Genomic DNA, 17,891 nt, shown 5'->3' on the forward strand with positions numbered 1-17,891 from the left:
GCGCCGGGGACCGTCCACATGCGACATCACATGCGGCAGATCCCGCCCGCGTGCGGCCGTGCCCCGGCGGCAGCCACAAGGGAAAAGGGAGGACCCTTGAAGAGGCGTACGACCGCCGTACTCGCCGGCTTGACCGCCGGCGTTCTGGTGTCCAGCCTGAGCACCGGCTCCGCGACCGCGGCGCCGCAGGCCGGCCCGGGAAGGATCGCGCCGACCGAGAACGCGATCAAGAACCGGGCGGACAACCTGTCCAGCCCGCTTCAGGAGCGCGCGGAGGCGATGCGTAAGGAGGCTGTCGCCCAACTGGTCTCCGGTAAGGCGACGCCCATCGAGCGCCACGGCTCCGAGGTCATCCGGCTTGCCGGCAACAAGTGGGTCGAGTGGAAGCGCAAGCCCAAGACCGACCCGATCTTCACGATCCTCGTCGAGTTCGGCAACCAGACCAAGCCGGTCTCGGGCGGTGACCCCGGCCCGCTGCACAACCAGATCCCCCAACCGGACCGCGTCTACGACGGCTCGGCCACGGACGACAACACGACCATCTGGACCTCCGACTTCAGCCAGGCTTATTACAAGGACCTGCTCTTCAGCAAGAAGAAGGAGTCGATGTACGACTTCTACCTCAAGCAGTCGAGCGGTCGTTACACGGTCGGCGGCGACGTCAGCGACTGGGTGAAGGTGCCCTACAACGAGGCGACGTACGGCAGCAACGAGCTGCCCAGCGACGCCGCCGGGTACTGGCCCTTCGTCGCCGACACCGCGAAGGCGTGGTACGACGCGCAGATCGCGGCCGGCAAGTCCAACGCCGAGATCGCCACGTACCTCAAGCAGTTCGACATCTGGGACCGTTACGACTTCGACGGTGACGGCAACTTCAACGAGCCGGACGGCTACATCGACCACTTCCAGGCGATCCACGCCGGGGAGGGCGAGGAGGCCGGGGGCGGTGCGCAGGGCGAGGACGCGATCTGGTCCCACCGCTGGTACACCTACCCGGACGGCTACGGCTCCCAGGGTCCGGCGGGCAACCTGCTGGGCGGCGTGCCGATCGGCAACTCGGGCATCTGGATCGGTGACTACACCACCGAGCCGGAGAACGGCGGCCTCGGCGTCTTCACCCACGAGTACGGCCACGACCTGGGCCTGCCCGACCTGTATGACACCGCGGGCGGCGACAACGGCACCGGCTTCTGGACCCTCATGTCGGCGGGCTCGTGGCTGAACAAGGGCAAGCAGGACATCGGCTCCACGCCGGGCTACATGGGTCCCTGGGAGAAGCTGTTCCTGGGCTGGCTCGACTTCAAGACGGTCGACTACGGCAAGGGCAAGACGGTCACGCTCGGCGCGGCCGGCGACACCTCCGGCGTCCTACCGCAGGCCGTCGTCGTCAACCTGCCGGGCAAGGAGATCACCACCACCTACAACGAGCCGTACGCCGGCGAGCTGGAATGGTGGGGCGGCAGCGCCGACGGGCTCAACAACACGCTGAGCCGCCAGATCACGATCCCGGCCGGCGGCACCGCGTCGCTGACCAGCAAGGCGTGGTACGAGATCGAGGCCGGGTACGACTTCCTGTACGCCGAGGTCCAGACCGCCGGGTCGAGCACATGGACCCAGCTGGGCGAGCCGGTTGACGGGCAGTCCGACCCGGACGCGGACGGGACGACCGACTGGGTCGACCTGACCTACGACCTGTCGGCGTACGCCGGGCAGACCATCACCTTCCGGTACCGGTACGCGACCGACGGCGGCGTGCATTTCGCCGGGCCGTTCCTGGACCAGACCGCCATCACGATCAACGGCACCACGACGACCGACCCGGATGACGCGTCGGCCCTGTGGACCGCGTCCGGCTTCACCCAGATGCCGGGCTACACGGTCCAGACGGACGTGCCCAACTTCTACATCGCGGAGAACCGGCAGTACGTCGGTTACGACCAGACGCTGAAGACGGGCCCGTACAACTTCGGCTGGCTGAACACCAAGCCGGACTTCGTGGAGCGGTTCCCGTACCAGAACGGCCTGCTCGTCTGGTACGTCGACTACAGCTTCGAGGACAACAACACGATCCTGCATCCGGGTGGCGGTCTCGTCCTGCCGGTCGACGCACGGCCCGCGCCGGTCACCTTCCCGGACGGCGTGAAGCTCGGCAACCGCCGCCAGCCGTGGGACGCCACGTTCGGCCTGCACAAGACCGACAAGGTGACGTTCCACCGCAACGGCACCGCGGTCACCGTGCCGCCGCAGCCGGCGATCCCGACCTTCGACGACAGCGACCCGAACCGGTACTGGTCGGCGGCGAACCCGCTGAGCTCGGTGAAGGTGGCCGGACAGGGGGTCAAGATCAAGGTCACGACCGATGTCGACGGCCTGATCAACCTGATGACGGTGAAGGTCACGTTCAGCTAGGAGTACCGCACTCATCGTGGCCGGCCATGCGTCCGCATGGCCGGCCACGTTCACCTTTACGCTGAGCGTCATGGAACCCGACCAGGTGGACGAGTCGAGCGTGCTCATCGACGGCCCCTGGCAACACCGCTTCATCAACGCCAATGGCAGCCGCTTCCACGTCGCCGAGGTCGGCGAGGGCCCGCTCGTGCTGTTCCTGCACGGGTTCCCGGAGTTCTGGTGGGCGTGGCACCACCAGCTCACCGCCGTGGCGGACGCCGGCTACCGCGCGGTCGCCCTCGACCTGCGCGGCTACGGCGCCTCCGACAAACCACCGCGCGGGTACGACGGGTATACGCTGGCCGGCGACGTCACCGGCCTCATCCGGGCGCTGGGCGAGCGCGACGCCGTCCTCGTCGGCGCCGGCTTCGGCGGCCTGCTCGCCTGGACCACGGCCGCGTTCCATCACAAGTCCGTCCGCCGCCTCGTCGTGCTGTCGGCGCCGCACCCGCTGCGCGTGCGCGCCGCGCTCCTCACGGACGTCCGAGGTCAGTTCACCGCCGCGCTGCCCGCCCTCAAGTTTCAGATCCCCCGGTACGAGCACGCGCTCACCCGCCACGACGCGCAGGCGGTGACCGAGTACCTGCGCCGGTGGAGCGGTCCCGCGTGGCTGCGGACGGAGGCGTTCACCGAGTACGACCGCGCCTGCCGCACGGCCATGCGCATCCCGCAGGCGGCGTTCTGCGCCCTGGAGGCCTACCGCTGGGCGTTCCGCAGCGTCCTGCGCCTGCACGGGCACCGCTTCCGCCGGCAGCTACGCCTGCCGATCGTGGCCCCCACGCTCCAGTTGCACGGCAGCATCGACGGCGCCACCCTCCCCGCGACGGCGGCCGGCTCGGGCCGCTACGTCACCGAGCCGTACGAGTGGCGCCTGCTCGACGGCGTCGGCCACTTCCTCCACCAGGAGGCCCCCGCCGAGGTGAGCAAGGAGATCATCCGCTGGGCCCGCGAACCCTGACGGCCACCCGCCATTCCCCCGGCGGGGTTATGGATTCAACGGGTCGTTATACCGGCCAAAGGATCCATAACCCGGAGCCTAGAAAAGGGTGTCGTCGGCCGGCTGGGGCTCCGGGCGGTCGAGGCGGGGTGGGCGGTCGTAGACGACCGCGCGGCGGGTGCCGGGGATCGGGGACGGCCCGGCCGGTTCCACCTCCGGGCGGGTGCGGCGCTCAGGGCCGTCGGGCAGGCGCTCGAACGGGGCCGGGAAGGGGAAGTACGCCTCCAGGAAGTCGGCCAGCATCTGCTCCTGCTGGACGATGCCCGACGGGTCCGCGCCCGTGTCGTCCAGGCAGAACACGTCCCGGTCCCGCCGGCGCAACCAGCGGGCCAGCAGCACGGGCGTGTACGGGTCGGCGATGTCGGCGTACCCGTCGGCGATCTGGCCCGGCACGGCCCGGCCGTTGAGGAACGCCCAGTAGTGCTGCAACGCGGACGGGATGGCCAGGTCCTGCGGGTGGCGGAACGGGTGCGCGGCCGTGGCCCGCACCGGGTCGGGCACGAGCGCCTCGATCTCCTCCAGCACGCTGCGCTGCAGCGGGTACGGCACGCGGCGCAGCCGGCCGCTGACCGTACGGCCGAAGCGCTGCGCGATGACCTCCGCGTTGTTCTTGCCGGCCGCGTCGGCGGGCGGGTCCTGCGCGCTGGCCGGCCCGAGCCCCACGTGCCCGGCGCCGGGGAAGAACTTCGCCACCCCGTTGGCGTGGAAGAACGTGGTCGGCGCGACGTGGCGGCCCAGGAACATGTCGTCGTTGAGGTAGATGACGTGCTCGGCCAGCCCGGCGATGCGGTGCAGGCGCGCTTCGATCGCGTGGGAGTTGAACGTGGGCAGGATGCCCGTACTCCCGAAGATCTCACGGTGACCGACGACGGTGATGGCGGGATGCGATTGGTCCAGCCACTCCGGCAGCTGGCCGTCCGTGACGAGGTAGATGCGGCGCAGCCACGGCGCGAAGTAGCTCAGCGAGCGCAGCGAGTAGCGCAGCTCGCCGTGGTCGGTGAAGCGCGACTCCCCCGCCGCCGACGAGTGCAGCAGGCCGCTGCTCAGGCCGGCCAGGGCGACCGCCTTGCGCTCCTGCCAGTCCGGATCCGCGCCGTCGACCCAGGTGTAGACGGCGTCGATCGGGAAGGTGATCCGGTCGACCGGGATGCGGGCCAGCGCGGCGCGGGTGCGTACCTTCGGCGCCTGCGGCGACGTCGGCACGTGACCGTTGAGAACCCACTCGGGTGCCACCACGGTCTGGTCGGTGATCGGCAGCGTGGTGCCCATCGGGTTGGGCCGGGGCGCGAGCAGCCGCGTCTCGTCGCGGCCCCAGAACTCGATCTCGCAGGCGTACGCGGCGCCGAGCAGCCACGAACCGGTCGGGTCGGTGGCCGGGAAGTACACCCGCGCGCCGATGATCCGGCCGGCCGCGCGCCCGAAGCCCAGGTAGCTGAGGACGGCCGCCAACGGGCCCGCCGACCGCCCCCGCGGGGCGGCCATCGGCTCGGGCCCCACGGCGGCGGCCAGGGCGGCGCCCGCGTCCCGGCCGGCAGGCCGGTCGGGACGGGCACGCAGGCGGCCGAAGCGGCGCCTCGACCGGCGCGGCGGGTGGATCGCCTCGACGGTGGCGCCCGCGAGCTCCGGCGCCTCGCCGAGCACGCGCAGCAGTTTCAGCGGTTGCGGGCTGCGCACGGCGACCACGCTGCGCAGGTCGTCGTTCGGCACGCCGAACCAGGTCACCCCGGCCGCGTCGAGGACGGCCGTGACCTCGTCGAACGTGCGGCGGCGCAGCTCGATCGGGGACACGTCCGTGACCACCCGGGCCGAGACCGGAAGGCCGCCCTCCCAGCACCGCCGCGTCGCGCCGACCGGCGAGCGGCGGGCGCGTCGCTGTCGGAAGACCTGACGGACGATCCACTGCTGCCGCTGGCGGGAGAACTGCTCGCGCAGCCAGCGCCGCGGGCGGCGTGGCAGCAGCCGGAAGACGAAAAGGGCAAGTTCGGACAGAATCCCCCACGGCACGCTGGTTTCAACGACCGCGCCGGAGCGCGGACACGCACCGTCACACGCGCTGCTCGCGCACGTCGGTAACCTCGCTGGCCGGCGCCCACCCCTGGTAGACGCCGAAGTCGAACTCCTCCAGGCCGAGCGCCTGGGCCACCGGGTACTTGCCACCGGTGTACTCCACCCGCAGCCAGCCCTCCTGCTCGGCGAGCACGATGAACGGCTCGCCCCGCCAGCGGCACGTGGTACGCACGTACGCGAAGTCGGTGACGTCCTTGGCGAGGACGATGCGCAGGTACCGTCCGACGCGCACGGGGGCGAAGCCCTTCTCCGGCTCGGTCGCGTACAGGCGCATCTCGTCGCCGTCCGGGCTGACCTCGTACTCCTTGCCCTGCCACGTGGCCACGTAGCCGTCACGCACGGTCATTCACCCGCCCGCCGCCACCGCGGCCCGTCCGCGTCGAAGGTCGCGACCAGGGTCGAGGCACCGTCGGTGTCCAGCCGCCACAGCGTCGCGCCATGCGGCAGCCGGACGCTGTCGACCTTGAACTCGGCGATGACCTCGCCGTCGCCGGGCGCGAACCCGTTGCCCCGGAACGGCGGCCGCTCAATGACCCAGCCCTGCATGGCGCGCATGGCTGCCTCGTGCGGGCCGCCGTACGGGATGCGGTACAGGTCACCCCGGTGCGCCACCCAGCGCAGGACGTACACCTCCCGGTCGTCCGGGCGGATCTCCGATCCCGGGTAGCCGAGACCCAGCGTGGTGTAGAGCTGGCGCGGGGTGGTCAGGTGGTCGACCTCGGTGAGCCGGTTGACGAACCCGTGCACACGGTCGTACCCGCGCTCCAGGTAGATGGGCACCTGACTGGCCGGGATCGGCTTCTGCATCACCGTGAGGCGGTCGCGCTGCGTCGGGCCCATGATGGACGCGCTGGCCGGCCCGGCCGGCGCCGGGTTGGCGAGGACGACCTCGCCGGCCGGTTCCGCGCGCAGGCCCACGTCGGTCGCCCACGAGGCGAGGGCGACGATCTGACTGCCCGGCAGGGTCGCCCCGACGGGCGTGCCCGGGTTGACCGCGAACGCGATCTCCGCGTCGGGCCACGCCCCGATGAGTTGCACGAACCGGAAGCTCAGCGACGCGGTCTCGGCACCCAGCCGGCCGCGCATGTGCTCGGTCAGCCGCTCCGGCGAGGTGAACACGGAGATGAACGTCTCGCCGTCGAGCTCCTCCAACTGCCACGGGAACGCCGGGTCGGCCGGCAGCATGTGCGGCGACGTACCCACGGGCACCGGCACGACGACGCGCGCCAGCAGCAGCGTGGACAGGAACTGGTCGGTGTTGTTCTCCTCCGCCGCCAGCAGCAGCGCGGACTCCGTCTGGTTGGCCGGTGTGAACCCCGCTGCCCAGTTGTCCGCGGCCGACACGTGCCCGCCGCGTTCCCGCGACCCACCGGCTGCGGTGCCGGCGGACGTCAACGCGGTGCTGGCCGCTGTCGACGCGTGGCCGGCCTCGTCCGGTCGCGCGGGGGCGGTCTCGTCGGGCCGCCCGTGGCCGGGGTCGGCCAGTTGCGTGTGGCCGGGGTCGGCCAGTCGCGCGGGGGCGGGGACGGCCAGTTGCGTGTGGCCGGGGTCGGCCAGTCGCGCGGGGGCGGGGACGGCCGGTTGCGCGGGGGCGGGGACGGCCTCGGGGGGCGCCGCCTCCGCGGGCGGGGCGGGCGTCCGGGTCGCGTCCGGGGCGACGTGGGACGGGGTGGGCTCGGCGGCGAGCCACGCGGCGATGGTCGCGTCCGTCCTGGCCGTGTCGAGGTAGGACCGCTCCGCCACGGCGGCCGGGCCGGGCTCGGCGTGCGACATCTCGGTCTCGGCGGGCTCGGCGGGGACCGGGTCGGCCGTGGCGTCGGCGGCCCAGCCGCCGGGGGACTCATTACGCCAGGCCGCGAGCATCTCCGCGGCGCGGCGCTGGGTCTCCGGGCGCGGGCCGACGACCGTCTCGGCCCACGGCTCCCGCGGCGACTGCGGCGCCTCGGCCGGCGTGAACGCGCCTGGCGGGGAAGCGGCTGGCGGGGAAGCGGCCGACGCTGACGCGGCTCGCGGCGGCGCCGACTGCGGGGACGCCGCGGACTGCGGCGCCTCGATGTCGATCACCTCGGCGTCGATCATCAAGGCCGTCTCGGCAGGCGCGTTCCCGGCGGAGGGGGTCCGGGCTGGCGTGGCGTCGGCTGGCGCGGGTTCGACGACCGCGTGCGACGGCGCGGGCGCACGGGACTCAGCCGCACGGGACTCAGCCGCACGGGACTCGGCATCGCGGGTGCGCCACGCCGGGTACACCTGCTCGTCGTCGGACGGCTCCACGGGCGGCGCCGGGCGCGACGGCTCGAACGCGGAGAACCCGGCCGGGCTCGACTGCTGTGTCCATGATGGGCTCGGCGGGGCCGCCGGGCGCGCGGGCGCGGCGAAGAACCCGACGGTCCGCTCGGCAGGACCGGCCGGGTTGGTCTGCGTCGCCGGGTCGACCGGCGCCGCCGGACGCGCGATGCTCGGCGGGCGCACGGCCTCTGGCGCGGTGGCCGGGGCGCGCGTCCCCGGCGGCGCGGCAGGCGGCGCTCCGGCAGCGTTCGCGTGGGCAGGCGGTCCTCCCGCGACGTTCGGCGCGGCAGGCGGCGCTCCCGCCGCGTCCGGGGCGGTGGCGGGGGCCGGCGGCGGGGCGGGTGGGCGGCCCGTGGCCGCGGCGCGGCGGGCGGCCATGGCGCTGCGGCTGGGCAGTACGAGGCGCCGCTCGGGCGACGGATCCCACTCCTCGAGGGGACGGTCGCTCATCGGCGGCAGGGCGGGCTCGGGGCCGGGTGTCTCCTGCGGCGGCGCGGCCGGCATGGACACGGAACCTCGGGGAGCGGGCCCGGCTCCGCCGGCCATCGCCGGACCGCCAGCGCCGCCATGCGGCCCCGGCCCGGGGGCCCTGCCGGGCGGGTTGGCCCCGGGCGCCGACGTGCTCCGGCCACCGGCGGGCGGGACGTCAGCGGGCGAGCCCGGCCGGGGCGGCGGCACCTGGCGGTTCGGCGGGGCCGCGTAGGCGGCGGGCGACCCGGCGGCGGCAGGGTGAGTTCCAGCCGTGCCGGCGTGCGTCCCCGGCGGCACGGCCGCACCGCGACCGAGCGGCGCGGAATCACCGCGCCCAACCGGCGTCGACTCGCGCTGGCCGGGCGGCGCGGCGGCGTACCCGGTGGGGGGCTGAACCACCTGGCGCCCCGCCGGCGCGGCGGGCCGCTGCGACAGGGGCGACGGCGGCGGGACGCTCGGCCCGTACGAGGCCGGCGCGGCGTCCGCACCTGGGCGCGCGGGCGGGTTGCCCTGCGTGCCGATGGCCCGGCGGGTGAGCCGCGATGACAACGGCACGCGCGCGGGCACCTCGCCCTCAACCTCGCCGTCGACGATCTCGGGCTGGGCGGCCCGGCCTGGCAGGTGCTCCACGGCAGGAGGGTTGCCGGTCGTGCGCAGCGGCACGGACGCGACGCCGCTCGCCGTCGTAGGGGTGTGTCCGGTGCGGGCGGCGGCCGCGCGGGCCAGGTCGCCGTGCGCCATCCGGGCGCGCGCGCCGAGCGATCGGCCGGGCAGCCGCAGGTCGCCGCGCGTGAGCTGCATGATGAACCACGACGGCAGGTACGACTCGATCGGCAGGCCCGGGTTGACCGCCAGCCACCATTCGTGGTTGGGCCACTGGTTGGCCAGGTCGAGGAACGTCAGGTGGCGCACCGACCCGCCGTGCTCGGGCAGGCAGGCGCGCAACGCGGCGGGCGAGGTGAAGGCCAACAGGTGGGTACGGTTCTGGTTGGTCCACGTGCCCCAGCCGACGGGGGACCGACCACCCGTGTCCGGCGCGACCGGCAGGATAAGGTCGCCCCGAGCCAGGATGCGGAAGTAAAGGTCCTGGTCGGAGGTCTGCAGAGCGTCGCGGAGCGCCTCCTCGGCCGGTGTGGCCGGTGCCCACTCGGTCACGGCCACCCCCTAGCGCTCGCGTGCGAACCCTGCGACCTCACAACCTACAAGCTCACATCGGCCCGGGGTAGGCCGGCGCAGTCGGCGAGCACCACCATACCGGGCGTCCCGGCCGATACCCGGGATGCCGGTGGCTGGTGACCCGACTTCCGGGGACACCAGCCACCGTAACCAGGGCCCGCACACGTCATGCCCGGAACAGATTGGTGTTACGCGTCTCGGTGTTGGCGTAGTCGGCGGCCGAGTCGTCGACCGCGCGCTTGATCTGGCTGAGCATGGTGGTCAGGTCGTTGGCCGCCGACCGCCACACGTTCTGCCGCTGCTGGTAGGCCTCCTTGGCCTCGCCGTCCCAGCTCTGCACGAGCGGGTTGGCGGCACGTTCCAACTCCTGGAGTTCGTTGGTGAGGGTCTTGACGGCGGTCGCGATGTGGTCGCTCGCCGTGCGCAGCTGCGCGAAGTTGACAACGATCCGCTCGGACATTGGTCCCCTCCCCCTACAGCGAGATCTCGACGTCGCCGGTGCCGCGGAACCGGCCGGCGGCCGCGTCGTCCGTGGCCGTGTAGTACCGCCCGGACCGACGGATGGCGTCGGCCGTGTCGGCCAGCGCCCGCTGCATCCTCTTCTGATCCTCGGTCCAGCTGACCTTGACCTGCTCGAAGGAGCGACCACCGCGCCCCTGCCACCCCGACCGCAGCCCTTCCAACTCACCGATGAGCCGGCTGAGCATCTTCTGCAGGTTGGCGTTGACCTGATCGAACCGCGCGGCCGTCTGCTCCATGACGGCGGCCTGGGCCTGCGTGCCTGACGCCATCCGGGTCACCCCCTTGACTCGGCCGGCCGCGACAGTCGCGGCCGGTGCCTGATTGCCTGCCGACCGTAGCGGTTTCCATCGATGCCGCGCCACGAAGAGTTCGCGCCTGTGGATAACTCGGCTGAGCCGCGTCCACGGCTTAAGGTCAGGACGCATGGACCCCGACACGTTGACCAAGCGGTTCGCGACTCTGACCACCGCCCATGTTGCGGACGCCTGCCTGCGGGCCGGCGTGCCGGTTCGCTGCGCCCCGACGGCCGTGCGCGCCGTCTCCTCTGGCGACCGGGTCGCCGGCCGCGTCCTGCCGGCCCGCCACGTGGGCAGCGTCGATGTCTTTCTGGAGGCGTTCGAGCACGCGGCGCCCGGCGATGTCCTCGTCGTCGACAACGCCGGCCGCGTGGACGAGGCGTGCGTCGGCGACCTCGTGATCCTGGAGGCGCAGGCCGCCCGCCTGGGCGGCGCGGTGATCTGGGGACTGCACCGCGACACGGCCGACATCCGGGCCATCGGCCTGCCGGTGTTCAGCCTCGGCGCCCTGCCGACCGGTCCGCTGCGCCTCGACCCCCGCCCGCACGACGCCCTCACGCGTGCCACGGTCGGCGACTGGACCGTCGACCCGTCCGACCTCGTCCTCGGCGACGACGACGGCGTGCTGTTCGTCCCGGCCGCGGACGCCGAGCGCCTGCTCACCCTGGCGGAGGGCATCCGCGACACCGAGCGCGGCCAGGCCCACCGCATCACGGGCGGCACGAGCCTGCGGGCGCAGCTGGGTTTCGCGGGTTACCTCGCGGCCCGCGAGAAGGCACCGGACCTGACGTTCCGCGAACACCTGCGCGCCGTGGGCGGCGCGATCGAGGAGTGACTCAGTCGGCCAGGGTGGCCGGCTTGGCGGCCGCGACCGGATCCAGCGCCGGACCACCGGGGATGAGCGCGACCAGCGCCGCGGGCAGGCGCGTCGGGCGTACTCCCGAATAACCCAGCGCGGCCAGCGCGTCGGCCGACGGTACGGCGTAACGCACGCCCTGGTCCGTCACGACCGCGAGCGCCCCACCGGCCGCGCCCGGCGCGGACGCCGCCTCGACCACGGCGCCGCGCCCGGGCGCGACCCGCACGGCGTCGGCGACCACCGCGCCCTGCCAGACGCCGCCCGTGCGTGCCTCGCCGGGCGCGACCGGCGGGCCCTGCCACACGACGACCTCGGGCGCCGTCCGGTCGTCCACAAAGGATGCGCAGAGGCCGCCGGCGACGCGGGCCAGCCGGGGCACGGCCGCCGGCAGGTCCGGCCCGGCACCGGGGGTGAACGGGGCGGCCTTGCGCGCCCTGTCGTACTCGCCGACGGTGATCTCCGTGGCCCGGCCGCTGGTGTTGACCCCGTTGCCGAGCAGCAACCCGGCCTGCACCGGGGTGATCGGGGCGAGCCCGTCGGCCAGCGCCAGCAGGAACTGCACGCTGCCGGTAAGGCTTTCGTACTTGAGCACCTGGCCCACGAGCGCCCGCCCGAACGCGGCCGGGTGCCCGGCGTCGGGCACGGTGAGGCTGGCCAGGTCGGGCCCAGGCGGGATGCCGTTGATCAGCGCGGGCGCCACGGGCACCACGGGCTCGCCCGCCCACAGCGCGCCGAGCACGCCCTTGTCCCGGATCGCGTGGCGATGGCGCTGCCAGATCAGGTACTGCTCGTCGCCGGCCGACACGAGCAGTCCCTCGTCCGGGCCCAGCGGGCTGGTGGCGGCCGGCCCCGCGCCGAGATCGAGCACGGACTCGGGCCGGCCGCCCACGGTCCGCGAGCAGAGCAGCCAGCCGTCCGTGACCAGCGCGTCCGCGGCCGGCAGCGGGTCGGGCGCGCCGGGGATGCCCAGCGGAGCGCCGCGCGGCACGTCGCGCAGCGAGGCGCCGGCGACCACCACGGTGCGCGGCGAGCCCGCCAGCAGCAGGGCGGACGCCTGGTTGAGCACGGGGTGCAGCAGGCCGTCGCGGTAGACGTAGCGCGCGCCGGTCTTCTCGTCCACGATGACCGCGTCGCCGTCGCGCCAGGCGTCGTTGCCGCCGGGCCGCAGCAGGCCGTAGACGCCGACCGCCGCGAGCGCCACCGCCGCGACCAGGATGCCCCCGATCAGCGCCCCGCCCATGCGCCGCAGGGGTGACGCGACCGGGTCGGGGTCGCGCATGGCCAGCGCGCCCACCACCCGCTGCAGGGCGAACTGGTGCGAGTGCAGCTGGTCGCTCCGCGACGCCACCGTGCCTCCCCGTCCATCGACGTCGACCACCATACCGAGACTCAGGGAAAACCAAGGGATGCGCGGGTCACCGGCGTCGTGGGACCATCGCGACCATGTCGCTCCTCATCCGGTTGGCCGTGTCGGCGCTCGCCGTATGGCTGTCCACGCTCATCATTCCCGGCATCGACGTGACCGCCGAGACGACCGCCGGCACGATCGGCACGGTCGTGCTGGTGGCCCTGATCTTCGGCGTGGTCAACGCGATCCTGAAGCCGATCATCAAGTTCGTCGGCTGCGCCTTCTACGTCCTCACGCTCGGCCTCATCTCGCTGATCGTCAACGGCCTGCTGTTCCTGCTCACCAGCTGGATCGCCGGCCAGCTCGACATCCCCTTCCATGTCGACAACTTCTGGCACGCCGTGCTCGGCGCCCTGTTCGTCGGCGTGGTGTCGTTCATCGTGGGCCTCGTCCTCCGCGACGACGACGACTGACGACGTCGACTGTGGTGCGGGCCCGTCGTTCGCCGGCGGGCCCGCGCGTTTTTGTGGGCGTACGGGCGGAGCCCGGCGACTAGGGTCGAACCGTGCTGACGAAACGCGACGACGGTTACGAGATCGACACCGACCCGGCCCGGCTCGACGTGAAGCTGGTCCACCAGTGGCTGTCGACGGACGCGTACTGGGCCCTGGGCCGGCCGCTGGAAACGGTGGAACGCTCGATCGAGGGGTCGTTGACATTCGGTGTGTACGCGCCGGAGACCGGCGAACTGGTCGGGTTCGCGCGCGTGATCACCGACCTGGCCACGTTCGCGTACCTGTGTGACGTCTACATCGATCGCGGGGCGCGCGGCCACGGGCTGGGCACCTGGCTCGTCACCGTGATCCGGGACCGCATCCTGGCGACCGGGGTGCGCCGGCTGCTGCTGGCCACCGCCGACGCGCACGAGGTGTACGCGCGGGTCGGGTACTCACCGGTCGCCACGCCGGAGCGATGGATGGAGATCGACATCCGGGACCTGACGGTGATGGAGGCCATAGCCAGGCAGGCGGATACGCAGGAGCAATAGCGCCCTTTGCTCCTTACAGTTGCGCCATGAGTCAGGAGCGCAGGGGTTATGTGTTCGCCGTGGCGGCGTACCTGAGTTGGGGTTTCTTCCCCTTCTACTTCAAGTACCTGCGCCCGTCCGGGCCGGCGGAGATCCTCGCGCAGCGGGTGCTCTGGTCCTTCCTGTTCATGGTCGCCGTCGTCTCGGTGGCGAGAGGGTGGCCGTCGGTGTGGCGGCTGCGCCACGACCGCCGCCGGTTCGGCCTGGCCCTCGCGGCGGGGGCGCTCATCGGGGTCAACTGGGGCGTCTACATCTACGGCGTGAACGCCGACCGCGTCGTCGAGACGTCGCTGGGCTACTTCATCACCCCGCTGGTCACGGTCGCGCTCGGCGTGGCCGTCCTGAAGGAGCGCCTGCGCCGGGCGCAGTGGGCGGCGCTGAGCATCGGGCTGGTCGCGGTCATCGTGCTGACGCTCGACTACGGGCACGTGCCGTACATCGCCCTCACGCTCACGGCCAGCTTCGCGCTGTACGGACTGGTGAAGAAGCACCTCGCCGTCCCCGCCACGGATGGACTCCTGCTCGAGTCGGCGGTGCTGGCCCCGCCGGCCCTGGTCTACGTGGCGGTGCTCATGGCCAACGGGGAGTCGACGTTCGGGCACGTGTCCGTGGGACACACGACACTTATGGTCCTTGCCGGTGCGATCACCGCGATACCACTGTTGATGTTCGCCGCGGCAGCGAACCGCATCACACTGTCGACTATCGGACTACTTCAGTACCTCGCCCCGATCCTGCAATTCGGCATCGGAGTCCTGATCTTTAAGGAACCCATGCCACCAGCGCGTTTGGCCGGCTTCGCCCTCGTCTGGCTCGCACTCATCGTGTTTACCTGGGATGGCATCCGTTACATGCATGCCCGGACGAGATCAAATCGCCCGTCAGCCGTTCCGTTGAAGGCCCCTGCTGCCTAGGGTTAACTCCGTAAACAAAGGGTCAGACCTTATCGACCGGGACGACCTGTCCGGTATGGAGGAGCAGCAGTGGTGCGACACCCCCACGGGGAACCGTCAGACCTGATCCGCAGCGTCTCCCGGGCGCTGCGGGTGCTGGAGGCGGTGGGCCAGTCGCCCCGCGGACTCACGGTCAAGCAGATCGCGCGCCGCTGCGAACTCACCACCGCGACGACGTACCACCTCGTGCGCACCCTGGCTTACGAGGGCTACGTGATCCGCCGCGAGGACGGCACGTACATCGTGGGTCTGCAGGTGGCCGACCGCTTCCGCGAGCTGACCGCGGCCCTGCGCGTCCCCGCGTCCGCCGATGACCTGCTGCGCCGGTCCGCCGCCGAGACCGGGTTCAGCCACTACATCGGCCGCTTCCTCGGTGGACAGATCGTACTCGCCAACGTCGCCGAGGGACCGCAGTCGCCGTACCTGGAGGAACTCGTGCCCGGCTGGGACGAGGGCGCCCACGCCACGGCGATCGGCAAGGCGCTGCTCTCGACGCTGACCCCGGAACAGCGGCTGCGCTACCTCAAGGACTGGGGCATGCGCGAATACACGCCGCAGACCATTACGCAGCCCGAGGCGCTCGACGCGGACCTGGCCACCGGCGACCGGCGCGGCATGCACATCGAGCTGGGACAGTACCGGGCCGGCGTGGGCTGCGCGGCCGTCGTGCTGCGCGCCGACCGCGACCCGGAGCGCCGGCTCGTGGTGGGCTGCGCGATGCCCGCCGAGCAGCTCGTCGCCACGGCGCACGCCGTACGCCGCCGGCTGCAGACGACCGCGCGGGCCATCAGCCTCTCCCTCGCCGGCGAAGATCCCTCCGGCGTCGTCGCGGTCTGAACCTTGCCGCGCCAGCGTGCGTTTCTCCACGCAGACGAGCGCGGGAGGAGGTGCGGTGGCCGACGACGCTCAGCTGCTACGGGCCCTGCACGCCGAACACGGTGACGCGCTGTTCGGATACGCCGTGCGGCTGTGCTCGGGCGACCGGCAGCGGGCCGAGGACCTGGTGCAGGAGACGCTGCTGCGCGCCTGGCAGCACCCCGACGCCCTCGACCCGACGCGCGGCTCGCCCAGGGCGTGGCTGTTCACGACCGCGCGCCGGCTGGCCATCGACGCCTGGCGCCGCCGCACCGCCCGGGTCGGGGAGGTCATCACGGACGCCGTGCCCGACGTGCCGCACTTCGACGAGGCCGACCGGGCCGTCGAGGCGTGGACCATGGCAGAGGCACTAGGGCGCCTGTCCCCCGCGCACCGCGAGGTCATCATCGAGTGCTTCTATCGGGGCCGGTCCGTGTCGGAGGCCGCGACGGCACTGGGCGTACCTGACGGCACGGTCAAGTCACGCACCCACTACGCGACCCGCGCGCTGCGGTTGATCCTGGAGGAAATGGGGGTGACGAGATGAGCTGCCCACATGCGCACGACGACGGGGCGTACGTGCTCGGTGCCCTCTCCGCCGCGGACCGGGCGGCATTCGAGGCACACCTGTCCGGCTGCCCCACCTGCCGGGAGGCCGTCGCGCAGCTGGCTGTGCTGCCCGGCCTGCTCAGCCGCCTGTCGCCCGACGCGGCCGTCTCCGAGACGGTCATGCCGCCGTCGGTACTGCCGAAGGTACTGGCGGCCGCGGCGGCCACGCGGCGGCGCGAGCGACGCGCGCGTCACTGGTGGGCGGTGGCCGCGACCGCCGCGGCGGCCGTGTTCGCGCTCGCCGTCGGCGTCGGCGTGTACGCCTTCGACGGCCGGCCGCGCGGCCCGGTGGTGGGCGCTCCCACGGTCGCGCCGTCCGTCCTGCCCACCCCGCTCGTCACCATGCGGCCCATGACCCCGGTGTCCAGCTCCATCCCCGTGATCGCGGAGCTGGGCATCCGCCCGACCCCGGACGGCACCCACGTCGAGATGATGTGCGGCTACATCAAGCGGGGCGAGTACCTCGACCGCGTCTGGACCCTGGACCTGTTCGTGTGGCCGATCAGCGGCGAGCCGGAGAAGATCGCCACCTGGTCCGCCCGCGCCGGCGACGAGATGCGGATGAGCACGCGAACTCACTTCCCTCCCGCCGAGATCGCCCGAGTGGAACTCCGCTCGGCCTCCGGCCGCACCCTCATGACCTGGACCCCCACGTAACACCCCCACGCCCGCGCTGCCCCTCCCCGTTGCTGTCCGACCTGTCCTACGCCGCCCTCCCCGCCAAGGTGCGCACTTTGGCGGCATCCGGGCCGCCCGTAGCGTGCGAAGTGCGCACCTTGCACGGGCGAGGCGCGGGGACCGTGCGCGGAACGCGTCAGAGGCGCGCGACCTGCGCCGCGCGGTGCTCGGGGAGGCGGGGTGGGGTGCGGGTTAGCTTGTGCGGTCCGCGATGAGGTCCGCGAGGGCCGCCAGGGCGCGGCGGGCGGGGATGTCGGGGAGCGGGTCCAGCAGGGCGCGGGCGCGCTCGGCGTAGCCGCGTACGGTCTCGCGGGCGCGCTTCATCGCGGTCGACTCGCGCAGAAGCTCCAACGCCTCCGCCAGCTCGGCGTCGTCCGTGAGCGGGCCTTTGCTGAGCAGCTCGCGGAGCCGCGCGACGCCCGCGTCGTCGGTGGCGTCGTCGGCCAGCGCGTACAGCACGGGTAGGGTCGCGACGCCCTCGCGCAGGTCGGTGCCGGGCGTCTTGCCCGACTGGGCCGACTCGGAGGCGATGTCGAGCAGGTCGTCGGAGAGCTGGAACGCGATGCCGATGACCTCGCCGTACTCGGCGAGGGCGTCGACCGCCTCCGGGGTGGCGTTGGAGAACATCGCGCCGAACTTGGCGGACGTGCCGATCAGCGAGCCGGTCTTCTCGGCGATGACGTCGAGGTGGTGCTCGATCGGGTCCCGGTCGCGGGGGCCGGACGTCTCCGCGATCTGGCCGTACACCAGGCGGGAGAACGTACGCGCCTGCAGGCGTACGGCATCGAGGCCCAGGTCGACCGCGAGGTCGGCGGCGCGGGCGAAAAGGTGATCGCCCGCGAGGATCGCGATGCTGTTGCTCCACCGCAGGTTGGCCGAGGGCGCGCCGCGGCGTACGGGCGCCTCGTCCATGACGTCGTCGTGGTAGAGGGTCGCCAGGTGGGTCAGCTCCACAACGACGCCGGCCCGCGTCACCTCATCGCACACGGGCCGGGTGCCGAACTGGGCGGCCAGGCCGACCAGCAACGGTCGGATGCGCTTGCCGCCCGCGGCGACGAGGTGGTGCGCCACGTCGTCCAGCAGCGGATCGACGGACTCCACGGCATGCCGCAGCCCGTCCTCGACGCCGACGAGCAGCGTCTCGACGACGCGCTCAAGCTCAGCGTCCTCGAAGTCGATCCCGAGAAGCATCCGGGGGATCGGCCGGCCTCCGCTGGTCACCACGCTATCCACCATGCC

General features: G+C 72.7%; 16 protein-coding genes. 9 read left to right on the forward strand and 7 right to left on the reverse strand.

What is annotated here, in order from left to right:
- Positions 1-96: 96 nt before the first annotated feature.
- Complete coding sequence (locus ABD191_RS01850; RefSeq protein ID WP_344075992.1) at positions 97-2,409, forward strand: immune inhibitor A domain-containing protein; 2,313 nt, start codon at positions 97-99, stop codon at positions 2,407-2,409.
- Between the two features lie 70 nt (positions 2,410-2,479).
- A complete protein-coding gene (locus ABD191_RS01855) occupies positions 2,480-3,406 on the forward strand; it encodes an alpha/beta fold hydrolase (protein ID WP_344075994.1) in 927 nt (308 codons plus the stop codon).
- A gap of 78 nt (positions 3,407-3,484) precedes the next feature.
- On the opposite strand, the gene ABD191_RS01860 is transcribed toward ABD191_RS01855, so the two are convergent.
- The 5 genes from ABD191_RS01860 to ABD191_RS01885 form a co-directional block, all read right to left on the reverse strand.
- Positions 3,485-5,449, reverse strand: a complete 1,965-nt coding sequence (locus ABD191_RS01860; protein WP_344075996.1) for a stealth family protein — start codon at positions 5,447-5,449, stop codon at positions 3,485-3,487.
- Between the two features lie 40 nt (positions 5,450-5,489).
- Positions 5,490-5,858, reverse strand: a complete 369-nt coding sequence (locus ABD191_RS01865) for a hypothetical protein (RefSeq protein ID WP_344075998.1) — start codon at positions 5,856-5,858, stop codon at positions 5,490-5,492.
- Positions 5,855-9,424 carry an SseB family protein gene (locus tag ABD191_RS01870; RefSeq protein ID WP_425560627.1) on the reverse strand — a complete coding sequence of 1,190 codons (3,570 nt, stop codon included), beginning with the start codon at positions 9,422-9,424 and terminating at the stop codon, positions 5,855-5,857. Before ABD191_RS01870 ends, ABD191_RS01865 begins: the two co-directional genes overlap by 4 nt.
- 187 nt (positions 9,425-9,611) lie before the next feature.
- On the reverse strand, positions 9,612-9,905 hold the full coding sequence (locus ABD191_RS01880) for a WXG100 family type VII secretion target (protein WP_344076000.1): 294 nt from the start codon (positions 9,903-9,905) through the stop codon (positions 9,612-9,614).
- A gap of 13 nt (positions 9,906-9,918) precedes the next feature.
- Positions 9,919-10,236 carry a WXG100 family type VII secretion target gene (locus tag ABD191_RS01885; protein WP_344076002.1) on the reverse strand — a complete coding sequence of 106 codons (318 nt, stop codon included), beginning with the start codon at positions 10,234-10,236 and terminating at the stop codon, positions 9,919-9,921.
- 154 nt (positions 10,237-10,390) lie between these two features.
- Between ABD191_RS01885 and ABD191_RS01890 the strand changes: the two genes are divergently transcribed.
- Complete coding sequence (locus tag ABD191_RS01890; RefSeq protein WP_344076004.1) at positions 10,391-11,098, forward strand: RraA family protein; 708 nt, start codon at positions 10,391-10,393, stop codon at positions 11,096-11,098.
- 1 nt (position 11,099) lies between these two features.
- Here ABD191_RS01890 and eccB read toward each other — a convergent pair whose 3' ends face one another.
- Positions 11,100-12,470, reverse strand: coding sequence for a type VII secretion protein EccB (gene eccB / locus ABD191_RS01895; RefSeq protein WP_344076006.1), 1,371 nt, complete (start codon positions 12,468-12,470; stop codon positions 11,100-11,102).
- Between the two features lie 95 nt (positions 12,471-12,565).
- On the opposite strand from eccB, the gene ABD191_RS01900 reads away from it, so the two are divergent.
- The 6 genes from ABD191_RS01900 to ABD191_RS01925 all read left to right on the forward strand — a co-directional run bounded on the left by ABD191_RS01900 (position 12,566) and on the right by ABD191_RS01925 (position 16,631).
- Positions 12,566-12,943, forward strand: a complete 378-nt coding sequence (locus ABD191_RS01900; protein ID WP_344076009.1) for a phage holin family protein — start codon at positions 12,566-12,568, stop codon at positions 12,941-12,943.
- 92 nt (positions 12,944-13,035) lie between these two features.
- Positions 13,036-13,518, forward strand: coding sequence for a GNAT family N-acetyltransferase (locus ABD191_RS01905; protein ID WP_344076012.1), 483 nt, complete (start codon positions 13,036-13,038; stop codon positions 13,516-13,518).
- Between the two features lie 26 nt (positions 13,519-13,544).
- On the forward strand, positions 13,545-14,471 hold the full coding sequence (gene rarD / locus ABD191_RS01910) for an EamA family transporter RarD (RefSeq protein ID WP_344076014.1): 927 nt from the start codon (positions 13,545-13,547) through the stop codon (positions 14,469-14,471).
- Between the two features lie 72 nt (positions 14,472-14,543).
- Complete coding sequence (locus ABD191_RS01915) at positions 14,544-15,347, forward strand: IclR family transcriptional regulator (protein WP_344076141.1); 804 nt, start codon at positions 14,544-14,546, stop codon at positions 15,345-15,347.
- Between the two features lie 73 nt (positions 15,348-15,420).
- A complete protein-coding gene (locus ABD191_RS01920; RefSeq protein WP_344076143.1) occupies positions 15,421-15,912 on the forward strand; it encodes a sigma-70 family RNA polymerase sigma factor in 492 nt (163 codons plus the stop codon).
- Entirely contained in the window at positions 15,909-16,631 is a 723-nt protein-coding gene (locus tag ABD191_RS01925; protein ID WP_344076016.1) for an anti-sigma factor family protein, read from the forward strand. Before ABD191_RS01920 ends, ABD191_RS01925 begins: the two co-directional genes overlap by 4 nt.
- Before the next feature lie 213 nt (positions 16,632-16,844).
- On the opposite strand, the gene ABD191_RS01930 is transcribed toward ABD191_RS01925, so the two are convergent.
- A complete protein-coding gene (locus ABD191_RS01930) occupies positions 16,845-17,843 on the reverse strand; it encodes a polyprenyl synthetase family protein (protein ID WP_344076146.1) in 999 nt (332 codons plus the stop codon).
- Between the last annotated feature and the right edge of the window lie 48 nt (positions 17,844-17,891).

Origin of the sequence: Luedemannella helvata (genome assembly GCF_039528415.1) — a bacterium.
GTDB classification, from domain to species: domain Bacteria; phylum Actinomycetota; class Actinomycetes; order Mycobacteriales; family Micromonosporaceae; genus Luedemannella; species Luedemannella helvata.

Coding starts and splice junctions, on each gene's coding strand:
- ABD191_RS01855 (WP_344075994.1), top strand. CDS start 2,480: ATGGAACCCGACCAGGTGGACGAGTCGAGCGTGCTCATCGACGGCCCC.
- ABD191_RS01865 (WP_344075998.1), bottom strand. CDS start 5,858: ATGACCGTGCGTGACGGCTACGTGGCCACGTGGCAGGGCAAGGAGTAC.
- ABD191_RS01880 (WP_344076000.1), bottom strand. CDS start 9,905: ATGTCCGAGCGGATCGTTGTCAACTTCGCGCAGCTGCGCACGGCGAGC.
- ABD191_RS01885 (WP_344076002.1), bottom strand. CDS start 10,236: ATGGCGTCAGGCACGCAGGCCCAGGCCGCCGTCATGGAGCAGACGGCC.
- ABD191_RS01890 (WP_344076004.1), top strand. CDS start 10,391: ATGGACCCCGACACGTTGACCAAGCGGTTCGCGACTCTGACCACCGCC.
- ABD191_RS01900 (WP_344076009.1), top strand. CDS start 12,566: ATGTCGCTCCTCATCCGGTTGGCCGTGTCGGCGCTCGCCGTATGGCTG.
- rarD (WP_344076014.1), top strand. CDS start 13,545: ATGAGTCAGGAGCGCAGGGGTTATGTGTTCGCCGTGGCGGCGTACCTG.
- ABD191_RS01925 (WP_344076016.1), top strand. CDS start 15,909: ATGAGCTGCCCACATGCGCACGACGACGGGGCGTACGTGCTCGGTGCC.
- ABD191_RS01930 (WP_344076146.1), bottom strand. CDS start 17,843: ATGCTTCTCGGGATCGACTTCGAGGACGCTGAGCTTGAGCGCGTCGTC.